Genomic DNA, 24,886 nt, shown 5'->3' on the forward strand with positions numbered 1-24,886 from the left:
CATCATATTTTTAGACAAATGTAAATTTGAAATTGGGAGTTCCTATAACTAGAAAGGAGTTATGACATGCTTACTATTCAAGAAACAGCTTATCCAAGATTAAAAAGTAATCCTACACCCAAAGAACTAGATAAACTATTTTCTCCTTCATTAAAAGAATTAAATTGGACAAAAACACATTCTCGTAATCCATCTTCTCAGTTGAACTTTTTAATTTTGCTAAAAACTTTTCAGTGTTTAAACTATTTTGTTCCGATTACAGATGTTCCCCTTGTCATTATCAAGCATATTGCTAGAACATCTAATATTACTCTTTCTGGTAATGAAAAATGGGATTCTTATCATCGGACGGGAACCGGAAAACGTCAAATCACCATGATTCGGAACTATCGAAAAGCAAAAGTATTTGATAATCAAGCCCGTCAAATTATGTTAATAGCAATGGAAAAATCAGTGTTAGAGAAAGATGCGAAAAGTGATATTGCGAATATTGCGATTGACGAATTAGTCAAACATAGTTATGAATTACCTGCATTTCAGACGTTAGTAAAATCTGTAGACCATATCCATAGTATGGCTTATCGTACTTTATATAAACGAGTTGCAGATTCATTAAGCAATGAAGAAAAAGAAAAAATAGATACACTATTTCAACAGATTGATGGGGCTACTTATTCTGATTGGTATGCGATAAAACGAGACCCAGGTCGTCCTACACTAGAACAAATCAAAACATGGATTGCACGAAAAAATTGGATTAGTGACCGACAGCTGGGAAGTGATTTTTTTCAAAATCTACTTATCCCACCTGCTAAAATAGAAAGATTAGCTGCAGAGGCAAAAACATTAGATGCGGCCCGTATGAAAGAACTTGAACAACATAAACGATATACACTAGCTATAGCTTTATTACATGTTCAATACGCCAAAACGATTGATGATATTGGAACAATGTTTATCAAACGAATTGCCAAAGCTGAAAATAAAGCAGAAAGAGCTCTTTATGTTTTGAAAGAAAAACGAGAAAAACAAACAGACAAACTCATTACGACATTACGCGATACCATCACTACTTATCAACTAGAAGGTTCTTCTGAAACACGATTACAGTTATTAGAAACACTAATTGGTGGAAATCGTGGGCAACAAATTCTAGAGAATTGTGAAGAACACTTATCCTATACTGGAAATAACTATTATTCTTTTATGTGGAAATATTTAAAAAGTAATCGTTCTGAATTAATTAAGATGTTGGAGTCATTAAAGTTTAAATCAACTACACAAAATAAAGGGCTAGAACAAGCTATTTCTTTCCTATTAAAAAATAAACTTAAAAAATCCGAATGGATTTCAACTATCTACACGCGTAAGAATGGAATGAATAAAAATGAATGGGAATCAGTTCCTCTTGTTGATTTAACCTGGATTCCTGAAGGCTGGTGGCGTTGGATTAGCTCTAATCGTAGAAAAAATGTATATCCAAACAAAATTAATAGACGACACTTTGAATCTTGTGTATTTTATCAAGTTAGAAATGAATTAAAATCCGGAGATTTATGTATTGAAGGTAGTGAACAATACGCTGATTATCGAGAACAATTAATATCTTGGGATGAATGTCGCCAAAACCTACATACGTTTTGTGAACAAGCAGGCCTTCCAACAACAGCTGGGAAATTTAAAAAACAGGTGTATGATAAGCTTAAAGCACTTGCGAAAAAAGTAGATACTTCTTTTCCAAAGAATAAAGCTGTTACTATTCAAAATGGAGAACCTTTTATAACAAAATTAAAAAAGAAAAAAATATCTCCGTTATTAAAGGCTGTTAGAAAACGAATTGAAGAAAAAATGGTACCTATTAATGTTTTAGATTTATTGAGTGACACAGAGTATTGGTTAAATTGGACAAGATTTTTTGGGCCTATTTCTGGTTATGATGCCAAAATCGCTAAACCCTCTCAACGTTATCTAACAACCGCTTTTTGTTATGGATGTAATTTAGGTCCTACTCAGGCAGCCCGTTCCCTTGGTACAGTGGATCGAAGACAGATTTCTTGGATTAATGAACGACACGTTACGGAAGACAATATCCAGAAAGCCATTGAATGGTTAATTAATGCTTATAATAAATTTAATCTACCGAAATATTGGGGAACTGGAAATAGTGCGTCAGCTGATGGGACAAAGTGGGATCTCTATGAACAAAATTTATTATCTGAAAATCATATTCGTTAAGGTGGGTATGGTGGAATTGGATATTACCATGTTTCAGATAATTATATCGCCTTATTCAGTCACTTTATACCTTGTGGTGTCTGGGAAGGTGTTTATATTTTGGATATTCTAATGAAAAATCAATCTGATATTCAACCTAATACACTGCATTCTGATACGCAAGGACAAAATGCACCGATATTTGGATTATCCTATTTATTAGGAATCCAACTTATGCCCCGGATTCGAAATTGGAAAAATTTAAAATTATTAAGGCCACATAACAACTCTAATTATCAGCATATTAATGAACTATTTACAAATTCGGTAAATTGGAACATAATTGAAGATCATTATGAGGATATGTTACGTGTCGTGATGTCAATTAAAATGGGACGTATTCATCCTTCTACTATTCTTAATAAACTCAGTGCATATAGCAAGAAAAACAAATTATATCAAGCATTCCGTGAATTAGGTTGTGCAATCCGTACATTATTTTTATTGCAATATTTATCGGACGAGGAATTAAGAAGCACAATTCAAGCGGCTACAAATAAAAGCGAATCTTTTAATGGATTTACAAAATGGTTATTCTTCGGAGGAGATGGAATTATTGCAGAAAATCATCGAGAAAGACAACGGAAAATTATAAAATACAATCATCTAATTGCAAATTGTGTCATTTTTTATAACGTCTTTCAACTTACTCGTATCCTGCATGAATACATCCAAGAAGGAAATGAATTAGACGAAGAAGTACTCTCTGATTTGAGTCCATACCTTACCTTTCATATAAATCGATTCGGGAAATATGGATTGGACGATAATCGTCAACCACCCGATATCCAATTTGATATGGCCATTTCACCTAATGGATTAAAAGCTGCAAATTAAACAAAAATAGCCACAATCTATTGATAAATAGATTGTGGCTATTTTATTAAGTGGCCCCAAAAAGAAGGAATCGTTGCCGTGCCCCTTGTTGGTGTTTTCTTAGAAATATGGATAAATAGAAGAAACTAAGTGTTTGTAATGAAATGAAAGTAAACTTTTATGCAAAAGTTTACTTTGGATTTTCGAATTTTTTATAGCAAATTTTGTAATAAATTTCTCAATATTGATATAGATGTTAAATATGGACTTTATATCGAAAATTAACAAAAAATATAATATCATAAAAATTAAGATGGTTTGTGTCACTTGTTTTTCTCTTATGCTTAAGATAAGATCGCATTCGCTGATCTTATCTTTTTTTATTTGTAAATTTTAGATACAAAAAAGGAATCCTTATAATAAGGATTCTGCAACAGGGAATTATAATTAATAAGCTAATTCAATAGTACAAAGTTCCATAGTGGAACTCCATTTTATAAAGAGTAAAATTTTCTTCTACTCTTTTATTATTTGTAATAAAACCCCAGATTGGCACTTCATTCCTCGAATCGTTTCCGTACCCCAAGTTCATATCAAAAGCGCCATCCTTTCCTGTGATTCTATAGAAAGAATAACGTTTTAGCCTGATAGCGATGTGGCGGGACCCCTCATTCGTTCATCATGTCCCAATAATTATATTTCCGTCCGCAGGTGGCTCTAAAATTGTAATGTCAGTAACAATGTTAAGTGGAGTTGACCAATCAACAAATACATTGAAATCAACTACGCCATCTCTCACTGAAATGTTCTGCACGGTAATACTTGCGGCTCCAAAAACAGTGGGAAAATTCTGTCCAAAAAGTTGATTTGGTTCTAACTCAGTTGCCTCACTCACTGAAATGTGAACAACAGAATTCCATTTAATCACAGGACTGGTTAAGCGAAGATGTGCACGATCTTTTCTTTTGGGCACCCACATACGAATAGTAGCCATTTTTAAAGACCACCTAATTGTGAATATTGGAATTACTATCTTTTTCTTAACGCATTATATTAGTATTTCCAAATAGGTTCGTATCTATGTACTTGGCTTTTTTCGTGTCGAATGTAGTGTAGCTCTTTTTTTAAATCTTTGAAGATATAAAAGGCTACAGAAATTTGTTTAGCGTATATTTTCGTTAAAATGTTAATGGTACGCCACATTGACAGGTGATTATGTTTGGAACTAAAATGAAAAAACAAATTTTAATAATCTAAGACCATTATGAGAGAGAAATTATAAAAAAGCAGTAAAGTAAGTAGCCGGTTCCTTAACGTACAGGGAACCGGATGAAATGTGTCCAAATTATTTCTAAACGTACAATCTTCTTATTTTGATATGGTGGCCCCTTATATGAACCTAAATCCTGTTAAAAAGGACACTCAATTGAGTGTCCTTTCTCGATTTAATAAATATCTTAAACGCATTGGAATTCCATCTAATATGTTTAAGGTATTCTGATTTATAGTATTTATCCGTTCACATGATTGAAATATAGATAGAGATAATTTTATGATCGTCCCAGGTAAATGGGAGATTTTAATCTAAAATTAATGCTTGATGAATTCCTGATAATTTTTTTATTTTCCCAATTAATTCTGGAACTAATGGTTTCTCAGTTTCAATTATTAATATAGATAATTTCCCGGTTTCTTTTCGTGAAATTCTTACTTTATTAATATTGATTTTACAGCTTGATAAAATAGCGATTACAGAAGAAATCGTGCTAAAGTGATTATTATTCATAATAAGAAGAGCAGGGTTTTCCTCACGTAATTTTAGTTCAAAACCATTAACTTCAATGATTTTTACTCTTCCCCCTCTGAGAGAGCAAGCAATCATTTCAATTTTATCCTTACCTTTATATAAGCAAATTTTCGCTGTATGAGAATGTACTGGTTTTGCAATCTCTTCTATACAATTAATTGTAATTCCTCGTTCTTTTGCAATTGTAAGTGCATTAATAATTAGTGAATCATTTATTTTGAAACCTAAAATTCCACCGATAATTGCTACATCTGCACCAAAATGATGATTCGTCGTTTTAAATCCTCCATATAAAGAAATATCAATTCTTTCTGGTTCTTGTGAAAATAGCTGCCGGATAATGTATCCTATTTTTACGGTGTCTGCCCCAAAAGTATTGGATGTTCCAATTGTAATAGGATCGATGATATCAAATACAGATCTATAGTTCATAATAGTTGGTTCCCCTTAACATTGTTGATGAAAGTTATAGACGATCAGATTTATTTTTTGAAATATTATTAAATAAAACAAGAATTATTGAGATGTTTAACATATGTTCATAGTAGAAGAATCAATTAATATGCATCCCACTTAATAATTCGTGAAATTCTGTTTAAAAAGTTAAGAAAACATACATTTTGTGAACTACAGTTATAAAATGTTCCCTTCAAATATGTGTAAAGTATAGTTAGACTTTACTATGAATAAAGCCCACAGGAATTTTTAATTCCCTGGGCTTTCATTTTTCATGGTAATTCGGTTTCTATATGGTAAACGGAATCCTAGTGCGATTGCGGCTCCAGCACAACTAAATAAACAGCCAAATAATAAGTAGAGCGTGGGTGATGATTCTCCAATTGCAACAGAAGCAACGCCTCCAATTGCAGGGAAAAGTGCAACCATGTAACTACTTACTGATGCACCAATACGCTCTACTAACTTAAGGTAAAACATCCATGCACCAAAGGAAGCAAATACAGTTAAAAATGCTAAAGCTCCTAGGTAAGAAACGGATGTTGGTATTGTAAAGGTTTGTTGCTGGAAAACACAAACAGCAAGTAAAAGTATTGAAGCTACAATAAAACCAACACTATTTGAATAAACAGCATTAATACCACGTCGTGCATTTCGAGCAGAAGCCGCATCACCAATAGCTGTAAGGACTGTTCCTAACAATGCAAGTCCTATTCCTTTTAAATCACTTGTATTAGAAGATCCAGTTGTCAGTAATGGATAAACTAATATAGAAACTCCTGCAATCCCAACTATTCCACCTAGTAGAATTCGAGAATGAAGCCGCTCACCTAAAAATACACGAAGTGCAATTGGTGTCAAAACTGTTTTCAGCGAAAACAGTAGCGTTACTAATGCAGCAGAAATCCAAATCGTAGCATAGTATAAACACAAATAACTAATAGCTAAGTTGCATACCCCAAAAGTAATGAGAGGTAAAGCGTCTTCACGAGAAGGCTTACCATTTGGACGTAACACGCATGCAAGAACAATAAACATGAGTGCAGCCCCCACCAAGCGATAAGTTAATGATAGTTCAAGACTTACTGGTGTACCTTGGATTTTTACCACTATAAAGTTCAAACCCCATACTACTAAGCAAAATATGTACATTAAAACTGTCATGCAAATGCTACCTCAGTAACCTGTGCAAAAGGAATATCAAAATAATTAAATACTTCTGTTAGTGCATCAGCAAGTTGCATGATTTGTTCCTCGGTATGGTTTGGTGTGACGTTAACTCGGAAACGTTCCGTACCCACAGCAACAGTTGGTGAGTTAATAGGTTGTAAATAGACATGATGTTGTTCAAGTAAACGTTGAGCAGCAGCTTTACATTTTTTAGCGTCGCCAATCAGTACAGGAAGAATATGTGTCTCACTTGATTCCATGATAGGAATATTTGCTTGAGCCAGCGATTCTCTTAGCATACTAGTCTTTTGATGTAGAGCATTTCGTTCACTGTCTGAAGATTTTAAGTGTTCAACACTAGCATGACAAGCTGAGACAATTGCTGGTGGTAATGAAGTCGTAAAAATGAAACCGGATGCAAATGAACGTACTGCATCAATTAATAATGATGAGGCTGCAATATATCCTCCTATTACCCCAATCCCCTTTGCCATCGTTCCTTGAATAAAGTCTAAACGATCTACAAGACCTAGTTCAGCAGCTATTCCTGCACCGCGGGGGCCATACATTCCGATTGCGTGCACTTCATCAATAAAAGTTAAAGCATTATATTGTTCAGCAAGATCTATAATTTTTTCAATTGGTGAAATATCGCCATCCATTGAGTAAACGGATTCAAAAACAATAATTTTAGCTCGATCATGTGGTTGAGCTGCAAGCAATTCTTCCAAGTGTTCAACATCATTATGTCTGAATACCGCTCGTTCGACTTTTGTACTACGTATCCCATTAATAATTGAAGCGTGATTGCGTTCGTCAGAGAATACCATACAATTTGGAAATAAACGAAGTAAACATTGTAATGTCGCATCATTAGAACCGTAGCCTGTAGGGAAAACTAAAGCCGCTTCCTTACCATGCCATTCAGCAAGTGATGATTCAAGTGCAGCATAATGATAATGTGTACCACCTATATTACGTGATCCACCTGAACCCGCACCGAATGCTCGAATAGCATCGTGCATTGCTTCAGTAACCACTGGGTGTTGTGACATTCCTAAATAGTCATTACTGCACCAAACGACAACAGGTTCTGTATCTTTCTGACCATTTAAGTGTGCCAATGGATATTGACCTCGAATTCGATTAATTGTAACAAACTCGCGATATTGTCCACTTTCTTTTAAAGATTGTAGCTTATTGCTAATAATTTCTGTATACATAACCTTACCTCCAAGAAAATTTACGGTCTAAACCGTTTTGTCGATATATTCTTTTTATAAAAACAATACAAACATGTAAAAAAATTCTAAAAATTACTTTTTCATTATAGCAATAAATTACAAAAATAGTTAATGAAATGTAAATTTGCATATTTTTATTTCTATCAGACTGATATTATACAAGAGGTATATTGGTTTGGGATTCGAGACGATTTTGATTAAAATGGAGAATACACGCTGTAGAAATAAAACAGGAACATTCAAAATTAATTTTAGAAATTAGTAAAGAATTAGAAAACCTTGAAAATGATACTTATGGTAGTGAAGTGGAGGAGATAGGAATAATTCCTATAATAGTTAAGATAAACAAATACCCCAAAACGAGAAAATTGACATACTCTCCTTTTTGTTTTGATAAATCATTTTAGTTAATCGGACACGGAAATATAATTCTTAAGTTGTTCGAGTGTTTTTTTATGTAAGAGTTGAGATAGTTTATAACAATAACAGTATTTTGAATGTATACTTTTTCGGTTATTTATTTGAAATACGAAGAGACATTATAAACACAATGATTAAAATAAAATGAAAGTAAACTTTTGGTTTTTAAAACATTTATAGATAATTTTGTAATAAATTTCTCAATATTGATATAGATATTAAATATGGTTTTTATATCTAAAATTAACAAAAAATATAATATCATAAAAATTAAGATAGTTTGTGTCACTTGTTTTTCCCTTATCTTTTTTTATTTGTAAATTTTTGATATAAAAAAGGAATCCTTATAAGAGGTATCTTCAGCATTTTGGAAAAACCCCACGCTAAGTGTTGGTTTGTAATAAAGTTTGATCAAAAGCATGCTACAAAAATTGATTTTTCAACAGAAGAAACCCAAACATTTTGAAAAAAGTTTAATCAAAATGCTTGGGTTATTTGTTGCTAGTGAATAATTTATTATAAAAAGTTTAATCATTTTTCTACCTGTGTTTACTCCACAATCGCGCCCGATTCTGGAAGATTTTAAAAACGTTTATTTTTCTTTTAACATTGAATACTTTCGATAAGTTTTATAGAAATTGATACCCAAAAAAACAAACAGAAGTGTGGAGGACAACTTCAAAAGGACAAATGGAGTTTCAAATAAAAATGCCTTCCAAAATAATGAACCTTTCATACTCCAAAGACCTTCATGATATAATCCCGAATCCTTGTAAAACATATAAGAATAAGCTAAACACAGCATAACCAACCAAAATGAATAATTCATTAATTTTTTATAATGATTATCCTTTGATTGGCGATCCGAGAAGATTTCATTTTGATCATCATCTTCTTTTTGCCAATACCGTATTCCACTAAGCCAGGGCCCTTTTATATAGTTCCAACCGAAATCCTCATATATCCCTTTGTATTCAACCAACTTTTTCTTAGGTAAATAATCTTGATAATCAAGTCGTATAACATATCTCTTGTCAGTTTTTTCGAAAGTGTATATTCCTAATCCACTAATATTTGTACAACGATAGCCTTTTTGTAATTGCTCGTTCAGCCATTGCTCCTCTTTTTCAATATCAAAAAACATCTTACTAAATTTCTTCATTCGATTCACTTCCTTCGTACAGGGATAAAATATGCAATAACCTGTTTTGTTCCATTTTCAAAATGTCGCTTCCTTCTGCAGTTATCATATAAACTTTTCTTCGACCTAACTCTCCAACAGGTTCAATCCAACCATGCTTATTCAAGTTTTCAATCGCACCGTATAATGTACCAGCTGCTAAAATAACAGTACCGTTACTTATCTTTTCTATCTTCTGCATTACGGCATAGCCATGGAGTGGCTCACGCATGGCTAATAAAATATAATGCATGGTTTCAGACAACGGTAATAATTTATGTTTCATATCCTCACCCTTTACTCAGTTCGACTATATAGTTCAACTTAATAACAAATTAATACAGTTCAACTGAATAGTCAACAACTTTTTCAAAATTAGTCAAATGAACTTAAAGTAAATAGCTTGATCACAAGGAGAAAATCAATCTAAAAAGTTACTTTCCTTACGTAAGGTAAAGTGACTTTTTTGTAGTCTTATTCAATTAAATGGCCTTTTAGTGGAGTAACTTTATTGCCGCCCAACAGTTCCTTAATCCGCCTTTCAGTTCAGATTTTCTTTTCACTATAAAAACATCCCTTTAGATAAACAGATCCAACGGGACAAAACATCGCGTCTTTTTTATAAACACCGTGACTTTATTTAAAAGCGACACTAAGCAAAAAATACAATAAGCTGTCCATATGGACAGCTTATTTACATAATTACCGTTATTGGAAGTAAAGTAAACCCCTCTTATTGGGGTACGAACATTGTTCTTGTTATAATTAATCTTTTTCAGAACGTCTATAATCCTCTTTAAAAAAATATATGTAAATATAATAAAAAACGAATGATTAATAGAAATATTCTACGCCACTCGTTTTTTATCGGACTTCTTTTTACTGTACTTTTATTTTCTTTATGAGTTATTAGAAAAATAATTGTCTATATAAGTCTTTATTTTTTCAAAATTCCTTTCCATAAATAAGATTGCTGGTACTTCAATTATTGGAAGATTATTTTCATTATCAAAAGGTGGACACGGTTTGGGAACTACCAAATAGTCAACTGAATTTTTATCCCTAATATAATTAATTGAAACATCATAATACTTAGAAAAATATTCCTTCAAATCATCCTGATTCCTTAAAAATGGTAGAGAAAATATTGAACCATAATTTATACCAGCGTCGACAATTAATACAAAGCATATTTTTTTCATGATACACCCTCCTCGTATAATAAGTTTTAAGTTAATAACTGTTCCTTGAAAATTAAATAGTTTTTATCTTCAAGAGCTACATCAAAAAAATGGTGTATGGGTAAAATTTAGTCTTGGATACTGGGGGATTTCCCTACCTTATTCAAAGAAAGGCATTACATGCTATTCCGAATGTAATAAAACAAATAAAATACTAAGACAACAACAGTAATAATACTCGATGCTGTTCTGAAAGTTTTGTTTTCATACGTTTTATTTAACAAGAAGAAGAACAAAACGACCCAGACCCCGTTGGAAAAGAATGATGTTAGTGCATTGAAAATAACTCGAAACACAAACATAGAGTCTTCCATTAGCTTTTCACCCCAGTCATTTTCCTTATTATACCATTCTTAAAAAGTGATGTGCGGTGTTTTTTTGATTGTATATTCTATACATGCTTGGTTAACATAACGTCCTATTATCGGTAGCAAGGAAAAAGGCGGACCCTTACTCTCACAGGGAATCCCCTTTTTCATTTTCTATAAAGCTATTCATTTTTTTATACATTCCTACCCTGGCGCGGATTTAGGGTTCTCATTTGTTACTGGGTTCGTCGAAAAACTGTATAAAACCTTGCATACTCTTAGCTTGTTTTTTCTATGGAATGCTGGCGGTACCCCATCGCCAGCAAACTAAGAAATACAAATACCCCAAAATGAGAAAATGAGTATTTTGTTACAAGTTAGTACAAAAATCAACGCTCGTAGCGCATTTCCGATCAAACTTTACTCCAAAATAACAAATTTGTGTATTTGAAATAAAGTCTAATCGTTTATACCTTAAACATACTACAATGATTAGTGGATACTATGTTCAAGATAGTTCAGAGTATCCACTTTTTCTTTACAAAGTAACCATTATATCCACATACGTTAATCAGGAGAAACGCCAGTTTGCAGATTTATCTATAAATCGAAAATCCTCATATCCTTGTGACAAAATCTCCTGTTTTATATTTGGAAAATCCTTTATATTTTTCACGAAAATTGCTATCTCATAACAGTCAATAATTACTACCTTTAAACTGCATTTACTATTTAGAAATTCTGGAATATTATATATTGGGGTGTTTTTTATTTCTAGAATTGTTATTTCAGGTTGGTAAGCTTCAAGATTTAAAAATATTGGATAATAATCTATCTCCTGCAACTCTTTTTTTAGATTACCCCCATTTCCAAACTCCTCCTCACTTAAAAAACTGTATGTTTCCCAGTCATCGTTAATTTTTGCTAAAACATCATTTTCAGTGATACGCCAATTGTAATCCTCGATTTTTAGAAATAGTTCTAATATGCTTTCTATATTTAAATTGTAATTATCCTCTGGTACTTTAAGGTAAATCCCGATTTTATTCATTTGTACTACTCCTTTTTTTATTTCATTCATTTTTTAGTACACAAAACTACTCATTAGGTTAATAGTAAATTAAATTCAAATATTAAATATTATATTCTTTTTAAATGATATAGAAAAAACTAATTTATTGTAAAGTGTAGATTTGAAATGAAGATTAACCGTTTATATAAAAGTTTAATCGTTTTGAAAAAGGAATAACTGTTTATAGGGCGACCACCCCATCGTTATCAAGCTATGTTTTTACACTACCCATACAGCAAAAATGGAGTTATCCTTTCTGTAGAATTATAAGAAAGGATGGCGTTTCTTTATGAATCTTTCGATTCTTGATGAACTTCAACAATTACTAGTTATTTTCTAAACCTTGTTCCTCATTTACCAACCTGTTTATGCTTTTTTCAAACTTTGCAACAGAACCCGAACTACTAATAGAAGAAATGGATACAAACATGGGATAACGCCTTCTAGTTATAACCACCATACAAAATAAGAAACTATAGCTGGAAAATAAGCCTCTTGCATGGAATAACAATGTGGGCATTTCTCTGCTTCTTCACATTTACCACCTCCGATAAATCTAGACCCCTCACAGTAAGCACAAATAAAAAACCACCGAAAGGTGCGAAATTTTTAAACGTCCTTTATTTGATCCGTCAATTTAACATTTTTTGTTAATATTTCCTTCCATTATCTCTAAAACAGAGCTATATGCTTATTGCCAAGTTCGAACAAACTATATAAGTAGATGGTCCATTCTACTCATTCGCCATATTATGCATAATGATTTATAAAATACGTATCTACAAATCAAATACCTAAAAATAAAAAAACTGAAGCCCCTTCTGGCATAAGGAGTTTCAGATTTTTTTATTTTAGTAATACCCTTTGCAACAAGTTGCCATTAGGATAGTGTATCAGCAACTTGTAGCTATTACTATGAATGCTAGATTCCTCGAAATTATTCCATATTTTTTCATTTTACTTTTATTATTCTATGCGTTGTTCTAAAGTATAATTCCATATTTATGGACAAAAGTTTAAATTTATGGAAAATTGTACAAGCTATTTATACGCTATTCTTAATTAGGAGGGATTCTTTATGTTTGGCTTAGGCAAAAAAAGAACTCCATTTGGTGAGTATTTAGATCACAGAGGAATTAAACAACAATGGCTAGTACAAAAAACTGGATTAAGTAAATCTCTGATAAGTGATTTAGCAAATAAAAAGGATCGTATTCCCACTTTAACATCTGCAACAAAGATCATTAGAATACTAAAAAAATCTGATAGACATATTGATTATCAAGATTTTTGGAATATTGATATTTGAAACCTCTAGAATGTGCTGTGCATCCTATTATTTTTAATCCAATCGTGTAGATTACTAAAAACAGAGGTTTATCCCTTTATAACTATTGATTATTTAACACTTAAAATACAAAAATTACATTTATTAAAAAGGATATAAATTTCTATTAAGTTCTGTTCATATCCCCACTCAAAATAATTAATGATTACATCCCACTTCATTTTTGACAAATCTATTCTTTAAAGGCATGTTTCATTAGAAAATCCAAATTTCATTGTTTTTTTATCCAAAATCCTAAATATACATTTGATATAATTCTAAATTTTACAGCGTACTATTCGAACATTTTGTGAAAATCAACAAAAAACATCACAAACTACTAGTAGTAGGTATTAATTTCCTGTGTTTGTTCCAAACACTGTGTTAAACTGAGGGTGTTTAACAGATCTACTCTAATAACATTAATGAAATGGGGTATTTACTTGAACTTTCCACAATTAAAAATCGGGCATATGATGCCAAAGGTCCCAATTCTACAGGGAGGAATGGGCGTAGGCATTTCATTAAGTAAACTTGCATCTGCAGTTGCAAATGCTGGAGGAATTGGGATTATATCAGGAACTGGTATTTCCATAGATGAAATGAGAATGCATATTAGGAAGGCGAAAGAAAAGATCCGGAATACTGGTTACATTGGAGTAAATGTCCTTTTTGCAATGAATGATTTTGCTGAAAAAATGAAAGCAGCCATTGAGGAAAAAGTTGATTTCATCATATCTGGTGCTGGCATTTCACGAGATATGTATACTTGGGGGAAAAATGCCGGCATACCAGTTATTTCAATAGTTTCCTCAGCCAAACTCGCTAAATTATCTGAACGATTGGGTGCCGCTGCTGTTGTAGTAGAGGGGTATGAAGCAGGGGGACATCTGGGTACCGAGCGACCTTTATTCGATATATTACCGGAAGTAGTTGCAGCGGTCGAAATTCCCGTAATTGCTGCTGGAGGAATTATGACCGGAAAAGATATTGCTCATGCCTTAAAAATGGGTGCATCTGGTGTGCAAATGGGTACAAGATTCGTTGCAAGTAATGAGTGTGACGCACCACTATCCTTTAAGGAAAAATATATAAATGCTCGATTAGAAGATACTATATTAGTCAAAACAACTGTCGGTCTCCAAGGTCGTGCGGTTAAAAATAACTTTACTAAATTAATAGCTGATAATAAAAAGATAAAAATAAAAAAGTGCATAAATTGCTTAAAAAACTGTTCTTATCGTTTCTGCACGCTAGATTCATTGATAACCTCTATGGATGGTGATTGTGAAAACGGCCTTGTGTTCGCAGGCGCACGAGTAAATGAAATCAAAGAAATTTTGCCCGTCAAAACAATTATTAACAATATTATGATGGAATATAAAGAATGTATTTAAGGTAGGATCTATGTATAATTCTTTAAAAATATTTAATGTTGTAAACTCTTATTTTCCTGACGATACATCAAACTAATAATTATACTCCGGGCATTATTGGTCATAAAAAAAGAACACCTACAAATCCTGTAAGTGTTCTTTTTTATTTATAATTGGATAATTTCTCTTATTTCTTCTATAGGTAACTTCGTAAATTTCGCAATATCCTCTACAGACATTCCGTTTTTATACATACCACATACCAATTGTATACGTTCAGCTTTTTTTCCTTCTTCAATACCCTTTTTGATTCCTTGCTCCTCTGCGTGAGCAAACTTTGCAGCTTCATCCATTAGGGTTTTTTCCCTCGCTTCATAGGCTTGTCGGAATGACGAATCTTGACTCATTCGCTCCCACTTATTCATTGCTTTTTGTAAAATCGGATCTTGATTCATCGCAATGTCCTCCAATGTTTGAGTTAAGTGTTCATCTTCATTTGCCGGAAGTAATAACAGCCAACGAACAAATGAATCTTCCCACGGATTAACTTTCTCTTCCCGCCATTGTTCCATTAATTTAGGAAGCTCTATAACATGTATCTCTATATCATCACTAAACTGCTTTTGCTGTTGTACATTCCATAGCTTTCCCGTTGTATGAAATTCCTCATATTCGGGAAAAAGTACGAAGTTTAACAAATTAATAGTAATTGTTTTACTAAGAGAGCTGTAAGGCATCCCTTTTTGTAACTGTGAAGTATATAATTTACCCCAGTAATACAAACTTCGTTTAATCATGTCGTGATTATTATTCAGCTGAATTTCTACGTTTACTTTAGTACCTGTGTCTAATGTGGCTGAGACATCTAAAATTGATAATTTATCATCCTCGTGTTCTCGATGTAAATGTGGATCCTCTAATTGTAGTGACATTATAGGTGATTCTAATGAATCCTTTAGCATGGCATTTAAAAATGTGATAAGAATATCCTCACTACCACTTGTTCCAAATAATTGCTTAAAAGCAAAATCAATTCGTAAATTTACTAATGACTTGGTCATGACTTTCCTCTTCCTGTCTAAGAAACTCTCTTTCCTTTATTGTACATAAAAATTAGGTAATCATGCAAATAGGAAAATTTCATGAAAAATAATGCTATCATTCTTTTCAAAAATAGATATTCACTAAAAGATAAAGATCCCATTAATAGTTAATTTGGTGAATTATAACATATATTATCTTTAAATAATACCCAGTTGAAAAAACAATGGATTAATTGTGACATAATTGTTAAATTTAGGGATTGAAAAAGGCTTTCTATATATAAAAATAGAAAGGTGATGGTGTACGGATAAAATATAAAGGGGATTTATATTATGTTTTCAAAAAAACAAAAATTAGTAACAGTGGTAACCACTCTGACACTAGGATGTGGATTAGCTTTTGGATTAACTCCTACTTCGGCAGATTCTATAAGTAACCCTACTCCTATTAAGGAAGAACAAGTACGAATACAGATACCTTTCACTGGATATGTTATTTCAGCAGATGATAATTATTTAGTTGTAGCTGACACTGACACAAAAGAGGAGGCACTCTCTTATCAAAATAATTGGTGGGAATTAGCCTCTCATAATAAAATTTTACGTGTCCCTATTACTAGCAAAGATAACTACAGCGTAGGTGAAAAACTTAATATATTTTCCGTAGGATGGACTCACTCTATTCCGCCAATCGCTGTTATGCCTGTTATCGAAAAAATAATTGAATAAATTATATATTTTTTATAAAAGAAGATAGCCAGTATTTGTAATACTGAAACTAAGATAATTAAATAAATATCATTATTACTACACGACGACACATTTAAAGACACATGTTGTTTAACAATGTAGTTTTAAGGCGTATCAACACTTTTCTTGATACGCCTATTTTTTTATGATTTTGATCACTAATTGTCGTGATAAAAGGAGTGGATCCCCCACTCCTTTTTTATTATCATATAATTGTTTAACAACATGCATTCATTGCTAGATTTAGTCTTAAACTTCATTTTCTTTTTCTTTCAGTAAAATTATGAATGGCTATCTTCTTTTAAACAATTCAAACATTGATACTATGTTTTACTGAGGCTAAAAACTTATATTTCTTGCCTTTAAACTCATTTATTCTAAATTAGACAAAAGAATTTTTGTTTGTAACTAGCTTTTTGAACTACTCACCACTTAACGTCCTAACGGACTGTTTGAAGTGGGAGATTCCTACGAACACCGATTATCCACCGGTTATCTTAGCAGGCTCTACCCGTAGTCCCTACGGTGAGAACATAAGTATCTTGTACGTTGACTCACCACACTCCCTACTTTAGCTTGGTTTTCGCAACTTCGGCAAGTGTGGGCGATAGAACGTTGAAGATTTTACGGTTGCAACGTTTTTCTGCAACCAACCTCATATCTTCAGTTTTCAAAGAGCAATCTGTACAAGTAAATGATAGCAAACATGTTGGCCTATGCCAACCGACATTCATCTCCCACCTAAAATTGGTGTTTCACACCTTCACATCTTTGAGGAAGGAGTCTTCTGTCGGAAAACGATAAATTTATGCTATAACAGCCTTGTGCACTTTTGTATTTACTGAACTATGGCTTGTTCTTCCTTCTTCATAGCTCTAATAGATTGAGCTACTTTAACCATCATAGAACATTCTATCCTCTTACGAAAGATTTTACAGCTGAACTCATGTGTTCCCTTAAGGGAACCCGTTGCATGTATTGTATTAGCTGGACAACCTCCACTACAGTAAAGCTGTGCCCAACATTCCTGACATTCCGGTTTTGAATAGCAATTACTCTCCTTAAATTGAGACTGTATCTCTGCTTTTGTAATGCCATCCCAAATATTCCCCATACTATATTCTTCTTCTCCAACAAATTGATGACAAGGAAATATCTCTCCCCATGGAGTAATAGCCAGGTATTCAGTCCCAGAACCGCAACCAGAAATTCTCTTTTGAACACATGGACCTTCTGAAAGGTCAAGCATGTAATGATAGAAAGTAAAACTGTTGCCTTTTTCCTCACGGTTTAGCATTTCTTTCGAGAGATTTTCATATTGATTGTAAATTTCCAGAAGGTCTTCTTCACTGAGCGCGTATGGTTCTCGTGGATCACAGATAACAGGCTCCATTGAGATTTTATTAAAACCTAAGTCAGCGATGTGATAAATATCATTGGTAAAATCAACGTTATTATGAGTATAGGTTCCACGTACATAGTATTCTTTATTTCCACGCTTCTCAACAAACTCCTGAAACTTTGGAACGATATGATTATAGCTACCCTTTCCATTGACAGTTTTACGAAGATAATCATGAACTTTTTTTCTCCCATCAAGGCTTAATACAACATTGTGCATTTCTTGATTCAAGAAGTCCGTAATTTCATCATTAAGCATCATACCATTTGTAGTAAAGGTAAAACGAAAAGTTTTTTTATACTCTTTTTCTTTATTTCTTGCATAGGCGACAATCTGTTTGACAGTCTTCCACGCCATAAGTGGCTCCCCACCAAAAAAATCAACATCGAGATTTCGATGATTACCTGAGTTCTCTAATAGAAAATCGATGGCTCTTTTTCCAATCTCATAACTCATGATGGCCCTATTTCCATTATATTTTCCTTGGCTAGCAAAGCAGTATTCACACGACAGATTACATGTATGCGCGACATTAAGGCAAAGAGCCTTCACATAAGTGGGACGATTTATCAAATCAATTGAAAGGTCCTTATAATCATCTTCGGTAAAAAGCTTTCCATCTCTTTTTAGTTCTTCAATATCTGCAATAGTTTCTCGAATTTCTTTCTCAGAAACATGGAAATCATATTTATTCTTTTCCTGCATCATTGACAGGATTTCGTCCATAGGAGTATTCTCATATAGCATAATTATTTCATAAGCAAGATCGTCAACAACATGTACCGAACCGCTATAAGTATCTAATACGATATTGTATCCATTTAATTTATATTGATGAATCATACTGGATAATCAAACTCCTTTTTCATAAAGATTGCCGCCTAGAAAAAATACAATTGCATACTATACTTCTTGTTTCCTATCTATTTATTGTATTTTCACACTTTTGATTTGCAACTCCACATGAAGTTTTACAAGCAGACTGACAAGATGTCTGACATGCACCACATCCACCATGTTTTATAGTATCTTGCAATTTACAAGTGCTCAGTGTTATGATTCTTTTCATTACCTATAACCTCCTTTTGAGATAATTTTGAAGAACTAAGGCATATATTTGTGAAGTGTTTCACAAATATATGCCTTAGTTCTTTAATTTTTGCGTATTAATTCTACTCATACTTTTAACAACACTTTAAAATATCACAAGAATATCAATAACAGTTACATACCATAAAAGCTAGATATAGACTACTGTTTGTTGTAATTATATATGCATCCAAAAACACGGTTCGGTTCGGTACGTGACATTACAACATTTATCCTATAGAAAAATATAGACGTTTATTATTTTTTGCTATAACTATAAAAAGTCAACCCCAATGGAATTGACCTTTTACAGACTTTGGCAACAGAAGGATGTCATAAAACTAGGATTTGATATTGTAGCATTTCACTTGTGAAAAGTATAACATGATTAAACAAGAATAGATGTGTCAATCCTTGGAACATTAGCTATAACTTGATTTTTTGAGTATATATAATATTTAATGGGCCTATAGAGTTCATCATACATCACTATTAATAATTAACGCTTATTTAATAATAAAAAAGATGTCCAAAAAAATTCTATTTTTTTAGACATCTTTTTAATCTATTTTATTAATAATCCCGTAGAAGTAACTTGATATGTTTTTTTCTTACCCACAAATTCCTGTTTACTATTCTCAAGATTAGTAAGTGTGGCGCGTGTCTTTTCCTTTTGTGCTTCTCCCTCTATATGAGTAAACTCAATATAATCCCCTACTTTGACTGGTACGGTTTGGCTTTCAGCAGCTTGTTGTCTATTTCCTACAATTTCTTTATTGTACAAAATATTGCCCGATAAGTTTTGAACTTTAATGCTTGCATACGTACTAGCAAAATAAGAATGAGGTATACCCGCTTCTAATTTAATCTGCATTTTTTCTGTTACTTTGTTATACTCTACTTTTGCGATTTCTCGATCATTATATCCCTTTAAAGACCAGCTAAATTGATTTCCATCTAAAACTGTTGTTTCCGGCATTTTCTCTACTTTCTTCAGCCCTTCTTTTGTAACTTCGTACATTGCTTTTTTTCCAAAGCTCTCTTGTTTACTATTATCAACATTTGTGAGAGTAGCTCTATGCACACCTTCTAGATGTGTTAACTCGATATAATCTCCTACTTTGACTGGAACCTTTTGCGATTCAGCATTTTGTTGTTTGTTTCCATAAATGTCTTTATTGTATACTACTTTCCCCGATGCATTTTGTACTTTAATACTCGCGTATGTTTCATTAAAATAATGATGCGGTATGCCTGCTTTTAAGTCTACTTGTATTTCTTCTGTCGACTTATTGAAATTGATTTTAGCAAACTCAAAATCACTGATTCCTTTTAGCGACCATGCAAATTGATTTCCATTCAAAATTGTTGCTTCTGGCATTTTTTCTACTTTCTTCAGACCTTCTTTTGTAACTTCGTACATTGCTTTTTTTCCAAAGCTCTCTTGTTTACTATTATCAACATTTGTGAGAGTAGCTCTATGCACACCTTCTAGATGTGTTAACTCGATATAATCTCCTACTTTGACTGGAACCTTTTGCGATTCAGCATTTTGTTGTTTGTTTCCATAAATGTCTTTATTGTATACTACTTTCCCCGATGCATTTTGTACTTTAATACTCGCGTATGTTTCATTAAAATAATGATGCGGTATGCCTGCTTTTAAGTCTACTTGCATTTCTTCTGTCGACTTATTGAAATTGATTTTAGCAAACTCGAAATCACTGATTCCTTTTAGCGACCATGCAAACTGCTTTCCTTCTAAAATATTAGAAGAGTTCGATATATCTGGATTAAAACCTAAGTTATCTAATATAGATTTTAGATCAGGTAATACACCTATTCTATCATTCCACGAATCTTGAGATTTTGTTCCTGTATTTGGATTACTTAAGATATTTCTTAATTCGGCTGGTGTATAAGGATAACCTCGATGTTCTTTAGCAATACCTTGAATCGAAGTTGCTGCCCCAGCTATAATTGGTGAAGCACTTGATGTTCCACTAAATGTTGATGTATATAAATTTGTAGTATTTTGACTTGGATTTGCAGATGTTGTATCAACATTTTCTCCCCATCCATATACATCTAATCGACTTCCATAATTTGAAAACCATAAACGTTTATGTGGAACGGTTGATGATCCCGCCCCAACCATAATAGCACCTGAATCCTTAAAGTCTGGACTATTTCGATTTAAGATCTTTTTTCCATTACGATCTTTAAAATTATCTAAGTCGTTTGAACCATTTGCGCCAGCCTCTATAATAATAATCCCTTTATCTGTACCAACACGAATCGCATCAAAAATATCTGGATGTACTTCTACAGGTAAATATTTATCCCCATACCCATCATACGAAGCTTGTGCCTCTAATAAAAGAATATCCCCTGCTTGTAAATTATGTACAGCACTTAAAATAGCATCCGCTGTATTATAAATTCCATTATCCCTGATTTGGGATATTACTTTTACATTTGCTCTTGGTGCAATTCCAATATTTCCAATTTGATTATCTTCGGATGAAACAATTCCTAATACAGAAGTACCATGAGCTCTATGCTGGCTTATATTTTGTCCAGACATAAGCTTTATATTTTTATTAACTAGATCCTCATGGTTCAATAACCATCCATATTCCATATCCACAAAAGTTGTACCCTTTCCGTCACCACCTTTAATGCTCCAAGCATGCGAGGCATTAATTCCCTTTGGTGCCGCTTCAAGATATCCTTGATTTTTAAATCTAGGATCATCGTACGGATTAACAGATAAATCTGGTAACTGTTGTATTTCAGGGGGTGTCAAAATTTGTTTTTCTTGTATATAAGCTTCCTCTACAAGAGGTGATGTTTCAAATTTTTTCAGTAATAATTCTATTTCTATGTTATTAGGAGCTTGTACAATATAATAATTTAATAAATTGTTAGCTGATTGATTAGCAAATGATTTAGAGTGTAATGATAACTTTTCAATCTCTATCGGATTTACAGATGAGAACAGGCGATTCAAAGTAAGTTCCGTATTTTCGGAAAATAACTTCTTTAAATTGTTATCATAATTCCCATTTTTTATTCGTTTCTCAATACCATCTTCATAAGGTAAGTCAATTTCATTTTTAAACTTTACAATTAATTGTTCTTCCTGTGAATCTCTTTTATTAGAATCTGTTTCTTTGTATGTGACATGATAAGATTCCGCGTAAACTTTATTATGAATCCTATCATTTTGTAGTATTAGATCTGTTCCTACAAATGTTGTCATTGCAATTGATGATATTAGAAACCCTTTGAATATGTTCATACTATACCCGCCAATCTATTTTCTTTTGAGCATTTTTTAATGCGTATAATAGTTAAGATTTTTATATAATATATAGATTAATAATTTAAGTTTTGTAGTGAAATCTATGACTTTATTAATAATCCCATAGAGGTAACCTGATATATTCTTTTCTTTCCTATATATTCCTGTTTACTATTCTCAAGATTAGTAAGTGTGGCGCGTGTCTTTTCCTTTTGTGCTTCTCCCTCTATATGAGTAAACTCAATATAATCCCCTACTTTGACTGGAACAGTTTGGCTCTCAGCAGCTTGTTGTCTATTTCCTATAATTTCTTTATTATACAAAATATTACCGGATGAATTCTGGACTTTAATGCTTGCATACGTACTAGTAAAATAGGAATGGGGTACTCCCGCTTCTAATTTAATCTGCATTTTTTCTGTTGCTTTGTTATACTCTACTTTTGCGATTTCACGATCATTATATCCCTTTAAAGACCATGCAAATTGATTTCCATCTAAAACTGTTGTTTCTGGCATTTTCTCTACTTTCTTCAGGCCTTCTTTTGTAACTTGATACCTTGCTGTCTTTCCAATGGTTTCATTTTTGTTATTTTCAAGGTTAGTTAAAGTTGCTCGCGTTTTCTCCTTTGTTGCTTCTCCTTCTATATGGATAAATTCAATGTAATCCCCTACCTTGACTGGCACAGTTTGGCTTTCAGCATTTTGTTGTTTATTTCCCACGATTTCCTTATTGTACAGAACGTTTCCAGAAGAATTCTGGACCTTAATACTCGCATACGTACTAGCAAAGTAGGAATGTGGTACACCTGCTTCTAGTTTTATCTTCATCTCTTCTGCCGTTTTATCATAATCTACTTTTGCAATCTCTCTATCACTATATCCTTTTAATGACCATGCAAATTGATTTCCATCTAAGATTGTTGCTTCTGGCATTTTTTCTACTTTCTTCAGACCTTCTTTTGTAACTTCGTATATGGCTTTTTTTCCAAAACTCTCTTGCTTACTATTATCGACATTTGTGAAAGTAGCTCTATGCACACCTTCTAAATGTGTTAACTCGATATAATCTCCTACTTTAACTGGTACCTTTTGTGATTCAGCATTTTGCTGTTTGTTTCCATAAATCTCTTTGTTATAGATCACTTTACCTGATGTATTTTGTACTTTAATACTTGCATATGTACTATCAAAGTAGTCATGTGGTACACCTGATTTTAGATCAATTTGCATTTCTTCTGTTGATTTATTTAAATTTACTTTCGCAAATTCAAAATCTCCAATCCCTTTCAGCGACCATGCAAATCCTTTACCTTCAAAAATGTTTGGAGATTCATTTTTGATTTGTACCTTTTTCTCAACAGTTTGATCAAATAAATCCGTTAATACAATTTTTGCATAAGCATTTGTTGATAATGATATAGATTGACTGATTCCATTTTGATAAGATTTAATATTATCAATTACGTTAATAGGTTGGCCCGTCATATTTTCATTGTTATAAATTTCAATTTTCCCCTTAAATTGCGGTGTACTATTTTCTTTTAGTTTCCAAGATACATTTAATTTTTCATTTTCATAATAGATAGATTGGATATCAAAATCTAGTTTTCCTATTTCAGGTTGAGTAGGTTGATTTAGCGTGAATATTTTTCCTGATCCAATGGTAGACTGCGTATTACCTCCTGCTTTGACCCATACATATTCTGAAGTGGCTCCTCCATCATATTGATAAGTATTATCATGCGTCCCTGAGATATTTTGATTATTCCAAGAACTCCATTGTTTATCTACTAACTTTCGGCTATAACCATTTTTCAGGCGCGCTTCTCGAACATTCTGTCCACTATCAGCCCAGTCTTCTTGAAACATTCCTAATCCATGATTAAATGCAACATTAGCAACAGGAAAATCCATAATTGCAATTTGATGCCATTTATTATTTGTTACATCTTTCAGCCATTGTCCAAATTTAGTATGACCATTTTCTTGCCATGAACGCATTGTCATTCTGTACCAATTGGAATCTTTCCAACCATAAGTTGTTTGAATCTTCATTCCTGTTCCTTCTCCTCCAAAGGGTCCAGCTTGCGAATTCGGAGATAAGTATTCGGCCTTTATTGCTTCTTTAGAGGAAATTGGATCCCATAAAGCAAAATGTAAAGTACGTTTTCCATTTTCATCAAACCCACTTTGTTGTTGAAAACCAGCATATCCTCCAGCTTCACCACCTGCATTCCAGTTGTGTACAGCCCAGTACGTATAAGGTGGCGTCTGAACTGGTGACCAGTCTATACTAATAATATCTGAGGCAGGTATATTTTGGGGACTGACATAAACTGCTGGAGCAGCTGAATGTGTTGCAGCCTTAGTGTGCGAAATAGACGTTCCAAACATAGAAAACATGCTACATGTTGCGGTAACTATAATAACTTTATTAAACCTTTTCTTTGTTTTCTGACTAATCACTAATCTACTTCCTTTTCTTATTTTTATTTTTATTTTTGAATACTAACTTAATAGAGAAATCTATCAAAATTCAAGCAACATCCAGTAATTCTTTAAAATACTGGATGTTGTTCTATCTTCACATCTAATTCTTACA

General features: G+C 32.8%; 18 protein-coding genes and 1 pseudogene. 5 read left to right on the plus strand and 14 right to left on the minus strand.

The features are described 5' to 3' along the window. The first annotated feature begins 66 nt into the window (after nt 1–66). A pseudogene (locus MHB70_RS29555) lies at nt 67–3,111 on the plus strand (Tn3 family transposase). Between the two features lie 658 nt (nt 3,112–3,769). Here the strand turns inward: MHB70_RS29555 and MHB70_RS29560 are convergent. The 4 genes from MHB70_RS29560 to hemA all read right to left on the minus strand — a co-directional run bounded on the left by MHB70_RS29560 (nt 3,770) and on the right by hemA (nt 7,746). Beyond that, nucleotides 3,770–4,084, minus strand: coding sequence for a hypothetical protein (locus MHB70_RS29560; RefSeq protein WP_061530221.1), 315 nt, complete (start codon nt 4,082–4,084; stop codon nt 3,770–3,772). 585 nt (nt 4,085–4,669) lie between these two features. Beyond that, nucleotides 4,670–5,329 (minus strand): L-serine ammonia-lyase, iron-sulfur-dependent subunit beta, encoded by a 660-nt coding sequence (gene sdaAB, locus MHB70_RS29565; RefSeq protein WP_061530222.1) that lies wholly within the window; start codon nt 5,327–5,329, stop codon nt 4,670–4,672. Between the two features lie 273 nt (nt 5,330–5,602). Further along, a complete protein-coding gene (locus tag MHB70_RS29570; protein ID WP_061530223.1) occupies nt 5,603–6,517 on the minus strand; it encodes a DMT family transporter in 915 nt (304 codons plus the stop codon). After that, the gene (gene hemA, locus MHB70_RS29575) at nt 6,514–7,746 is read right to left on the minus strand and encodes a 5-aminolevulinate synthase (protein WP_061530224.1); all 1,233 of its coding nucleotides are present in this window, start codon (nt 7,744–7,746) and stop codon (nt 6,514–6,516) included. The genes MHB70_RS29570 and hemA overlap by 4 nt, the downstream gene beginning before the upstream one ends. 245 nt (nt 7,747–7,991) lie before the next feature. Here hemA and MHB70_RS29580 point away from each other — a divergent pair, with 245 nt between their 5' ends. Next, on the plus strand, nt 7,992–8,174 hold the full coding sequence (locus MHB70_RS29580) for an Imm44 family immunity protein (protein ID WP_257130747.1): 183 nt from the start codon (nt 7,992–7,994) through the stop codon (nt 8,172–8,174). Nucleotides 8,175–8,779: 605 nt separating this feature from the next. Here the strand turns inward: MHB70_RS29580 and MHB70_RS29585 are convergent. The 5 genes from MHB70_RS29585 to MHB70_RS29605 form a co-directional block, all read right to left on the minus strand. Then, on the minus strand, nt 8,780–9,349 hold the full coding sequence (locus MHB70_RS29585) for a DUF2812 domain-containing protein (protein WP_061530225.1): 570 nt from the start codon (nt 9,347–9,349) through the stop codon (nt 8,780–8,782). Beyond that, nucleotides 9,336–9,653: a PadR family transcriptional regulator gene (locus MHB70_RS29590; protein ID WP_000681019.1), complete on the minus strand. Its 318-nt coding sequence runs from the start codon at nt 9,651–9,653 to the stop codon at nt 9,336–9,338. Before MHB70_RS29590 ends, MHB70_RS29585 begins: the two co-directional genes overlap by 14 nt. A 613-nt stretch (nt 9,654–10,266) precedes the next feature. Further along, the gene (locus tag MHB70_RS29595; protein WP_061530226.1) at nt 10,267–10,569 is read right to left on the minus strand and encodes a hypothetical protein; all 303 of its coding nucleotides are present in this window, start codon (nt 10,567–10,569) and stop codon (nt 10,267–10,269) included. Nucleotides 10,570–10,724: 155 nt separating this feature from the next. Further along, nucleotides 10,725–10,922: a hypothetical protein gene (locus tag MHB70_RS29600; RefSeq protein ID WP_080451879.1), complete on the minus strand. Its 198-nt coding sequence runs from the start codon at nt 10,920–10,922 to the stop codon at nt 10,725–10,727. A gap of 565 nt (nt 10,923–11,487) precedes the next feature. Further along, on the minus strand, nt 11,488–11,967 hold the full coding sequence (locus tag MHB70_RS29605) for a DUF2691 family protein (protein WP_061530227.1): 480 nt from the start codon (nt 11,965–11,967) through the stop codon (nt 11,488–11,490). A 1,099-nt stretch (nt 11,968–13,066) separates the two neighbouring features. Between MHB70_RS29605 and MHB70_RS29610 the strand changes: the two genes are divergently transcribed. Both MHB70_RS29610 and MHB70_RS29615 read left to right on the plus strand, forming a co-directional pair. Then, nucleotides 13,067–13,297, plus strand: a complete 231-nt coding sequence (locus MHB70_RS29610; protein WP_000467333.1) for a helix-turn-helix domain-containing protein — start codon at nt 13,067–13,069, stop codon at nt 13,295–13,297. A 443-nt stretch (nt 13,298–13,740) separates the two neighbouring features. Then, nucleotides 13,741–14,712 carry an NAD(P)H-dependent flavin oxidoreductase gene (locus MHB70_RS29615; RefSeq protein WP_080451880.1) on the plus strand — a complete coding sequence of 324 codons (972 nt, stop codon included), beginning with the start codon at nt 13,741–13,743 and terminating at the stop codon, nt 14,710–14,712. A 146-nt stretch (nt 14,713–14,858) separates the two neighbouring features. Here MHB70_RS29615 and MHB70_RS29620 read toward each other — a convergent pair whose 3' ends face one another. Then, on the minus strand, nt 14,859–15,752 hold the full coding sequence (locus MHB70_RS29620) for an Rpn family recombination-promoting nuclease/putative transposase (RefSeq protein ID WP_061530229.1): 894 nt from the start codon (nt 15,750–15,752) through the stop codon (nt 14,859–14,861). Nucleotides 15,753–16,067: 315 nt separating this feature from the next. Between MHB70_RS29620 and MHB70_RS29625 the strand changes: the two genes are divergently transcribed. Then, the gene (locus MHB70_RS29625) at nt 16,068–16,463 is read left to right on the plus strand and encodes a DUF3221 domain-containing protein (protein WP_061530230.1); all 396 of its coding nucleotides are present in this window, start codon (nt 16,068–16,070) and stop codon (nt 16,461–16,463) included. Between the two features lie 859 nt (nt 16,464–17,322). Here the strand turns inward: MHB70_RS29625 and scfB are convergent. The 4 genes from scfB to MHB70_RS29645 form a co-directional block, all read right to left on the minus strand. Next, a complete protein-coding gene (scfB, locus tag MHB70_RS29630; RefSeq protein ID WP_061530679.1) occupies nt 17,323–18,729 on the minus strand; it encodes a thioether cross-link-forming SCIFF peptide maturase in 1,407 nt (468 codons plus the stop codon). A gap of 76 nt (nt 18,730–18,805) precedes the next feature. Beyond that, a complete protein-coding gene (gene scfA, locus MHB70_RS29635) occupies nt 18,806–18,955 on the minus strand; it encodes a six-cysteine ranthipeptide SCIFF (protein WP_000821352.1) in 150 nt (49 codons plus the stop codon). 585 nt (nt 18,956–19,540) lie between these two features. Further along, nucleotides 19,541–22,279, minus strand: coding sequence for a putative mucin/carbohydrate-binding domain-containing protein (locus MHB70_RS29640; protein WP_341343711.1), 2,739 nt, complete (start codon nt 22,277–22,279; stop codon nt 19,541–19,543). Nucleotides 22,280–22,383: 104 nt separating this feature from the next. Beyond that, complete coding sequence (locus MHB70_RS29645; protein WP_061530088.1) at nt 22,384–24,750, minus strand: putative mucin/carbohydrate-binding domain-containing protein; 2,367 nt, start codon at nt 24,748–24,750, stop codon at nt 22,384–22,386. Nucleotides 24,751–24,886: the final 136 nt, after the last annotated feature.

Origin of the sequence: Bacillus sp. FSL M7-1020, assembly GCF_038050415.1 — a bacterium.
GTDB classification, from domain to species: Bacteria; Bacillota; Bacilli; order Bacillales; family Bacillaceae_G; genus Bacillus_A; species Bacillus_A toyonensis.

Excerpts from the sequence above, each read along its gene's own strand:
- MHB70_RS29570 (WP_061530223.1), bottom strand. The coding sequence starts at position 6,517 with ATGACAGTTTTAATGTACATATTTTGCTTAGTAGTATGGGGTTTGAAC.
- MHB70_RS29600 (WP_080451879.1), bottom strand. The coding sequence starts at position 10,922 with ATGGAAGACTCTATGTTTGTGTTTCGAGTTATTTTCAATGCACTAACA.
- sdaAB (WP_061530222.1), bottom strand. The coding sequence starts at position 5,329 with ATGAACTATAGATCTGTATTTGATATCATCGATCCTATTACAATTGGA.
- scfA (WP_000821352.1), bottom strand. The coding sequence starts at position 18,955 with ATGAAAAGAATCATAACACTGAGCACTTGTAAATTGCAAGATACTATA.
- MHB70_RS29620 (WP_061530229.1), bottom strand. The coding sequence starts at position 15,752 with ATGACCAAGTCATTAGTAAATTTACGAATTGATTTTGCTTTTAAGCAA.
- MHB70_RS29625 (WP_061530230.1), top strand. The coding sequence starts at position 16,068 with ATGTTTTCAAAAAAACAAAAATTAGTAACAGTGGTAACCACTCTGACA.
- scfB (WP_061530679.1), bottom strand. The coding sequence starts at position 18,729 with ATGATTCATCAATATAAATTAAATGGATACAATATCGTATTAGATACT.
- MHB70_RS29615 (WP_080451880.1), top strand. The coding sequence starts at position 13,741 with ATGAAATGGGGTATTTACTTGAACTTTCCACAATTAAAAATCGGGCAT.
- MHB70_RS29605 (WP_061530227.1), bottom strand. The coding sequence starts at position 11,967 with ATGAATAAAATCGGGATTTACCTTAAAGTACCAGAGGATAATTACAAT.
- MHB70_RS29640 (WP_341343711.1), bottom strand. The coding sequence starts at position 22,279 with ATGAACATATTCAAAGGGTTTCTAATATCATCAATTGCAATGACAACA.
- MHB70_RS29560 (WP_061530221.1), bottom strand. The coding sequence starts at position 4,084 with ATGGCTACTATTCGTATGTGGGTGCCCAAAAGAAAAGATCGTGCACAT.
- MHB70_RS29610 (WP_000467333.1), top strand. The coding sequence starts at position 13,067 with ATGTTTGGCTTAGGCAAAAAAAGAACTCCATTTGGTGAGTATTTAGAT.
- MHB70_RS29590 (WP_000681019.1), bottom strand. The coding sequence starts at position 9,653 with ATGAAACATAAATTATTACCGTTGTCTGAAACCATGCATTATATTTTA.
- MHB70_RS29595 (WP_061530226.1), bottom strand. The coding sequence starts at position 10,569 with ATGAAAAAAATATGCTTTGTATTAATTGTCGACGCTGGTATAAATTAT.
- MHB70_RS29585 (WP_061530225.1), bottom strand. The coding sequence starts at position 9,349 with ATGAAGAAATTTAGTAAGATGTTTTTTGATATTGAAAAAGAGGAGCAA.
- hemA (WP_061530224.1), bottom strand. The coding sequence starts at position 7,746 with ATGTATACAGAAATTATTAGCAATAAGCTACAATCTTTAAAAGAAAGT.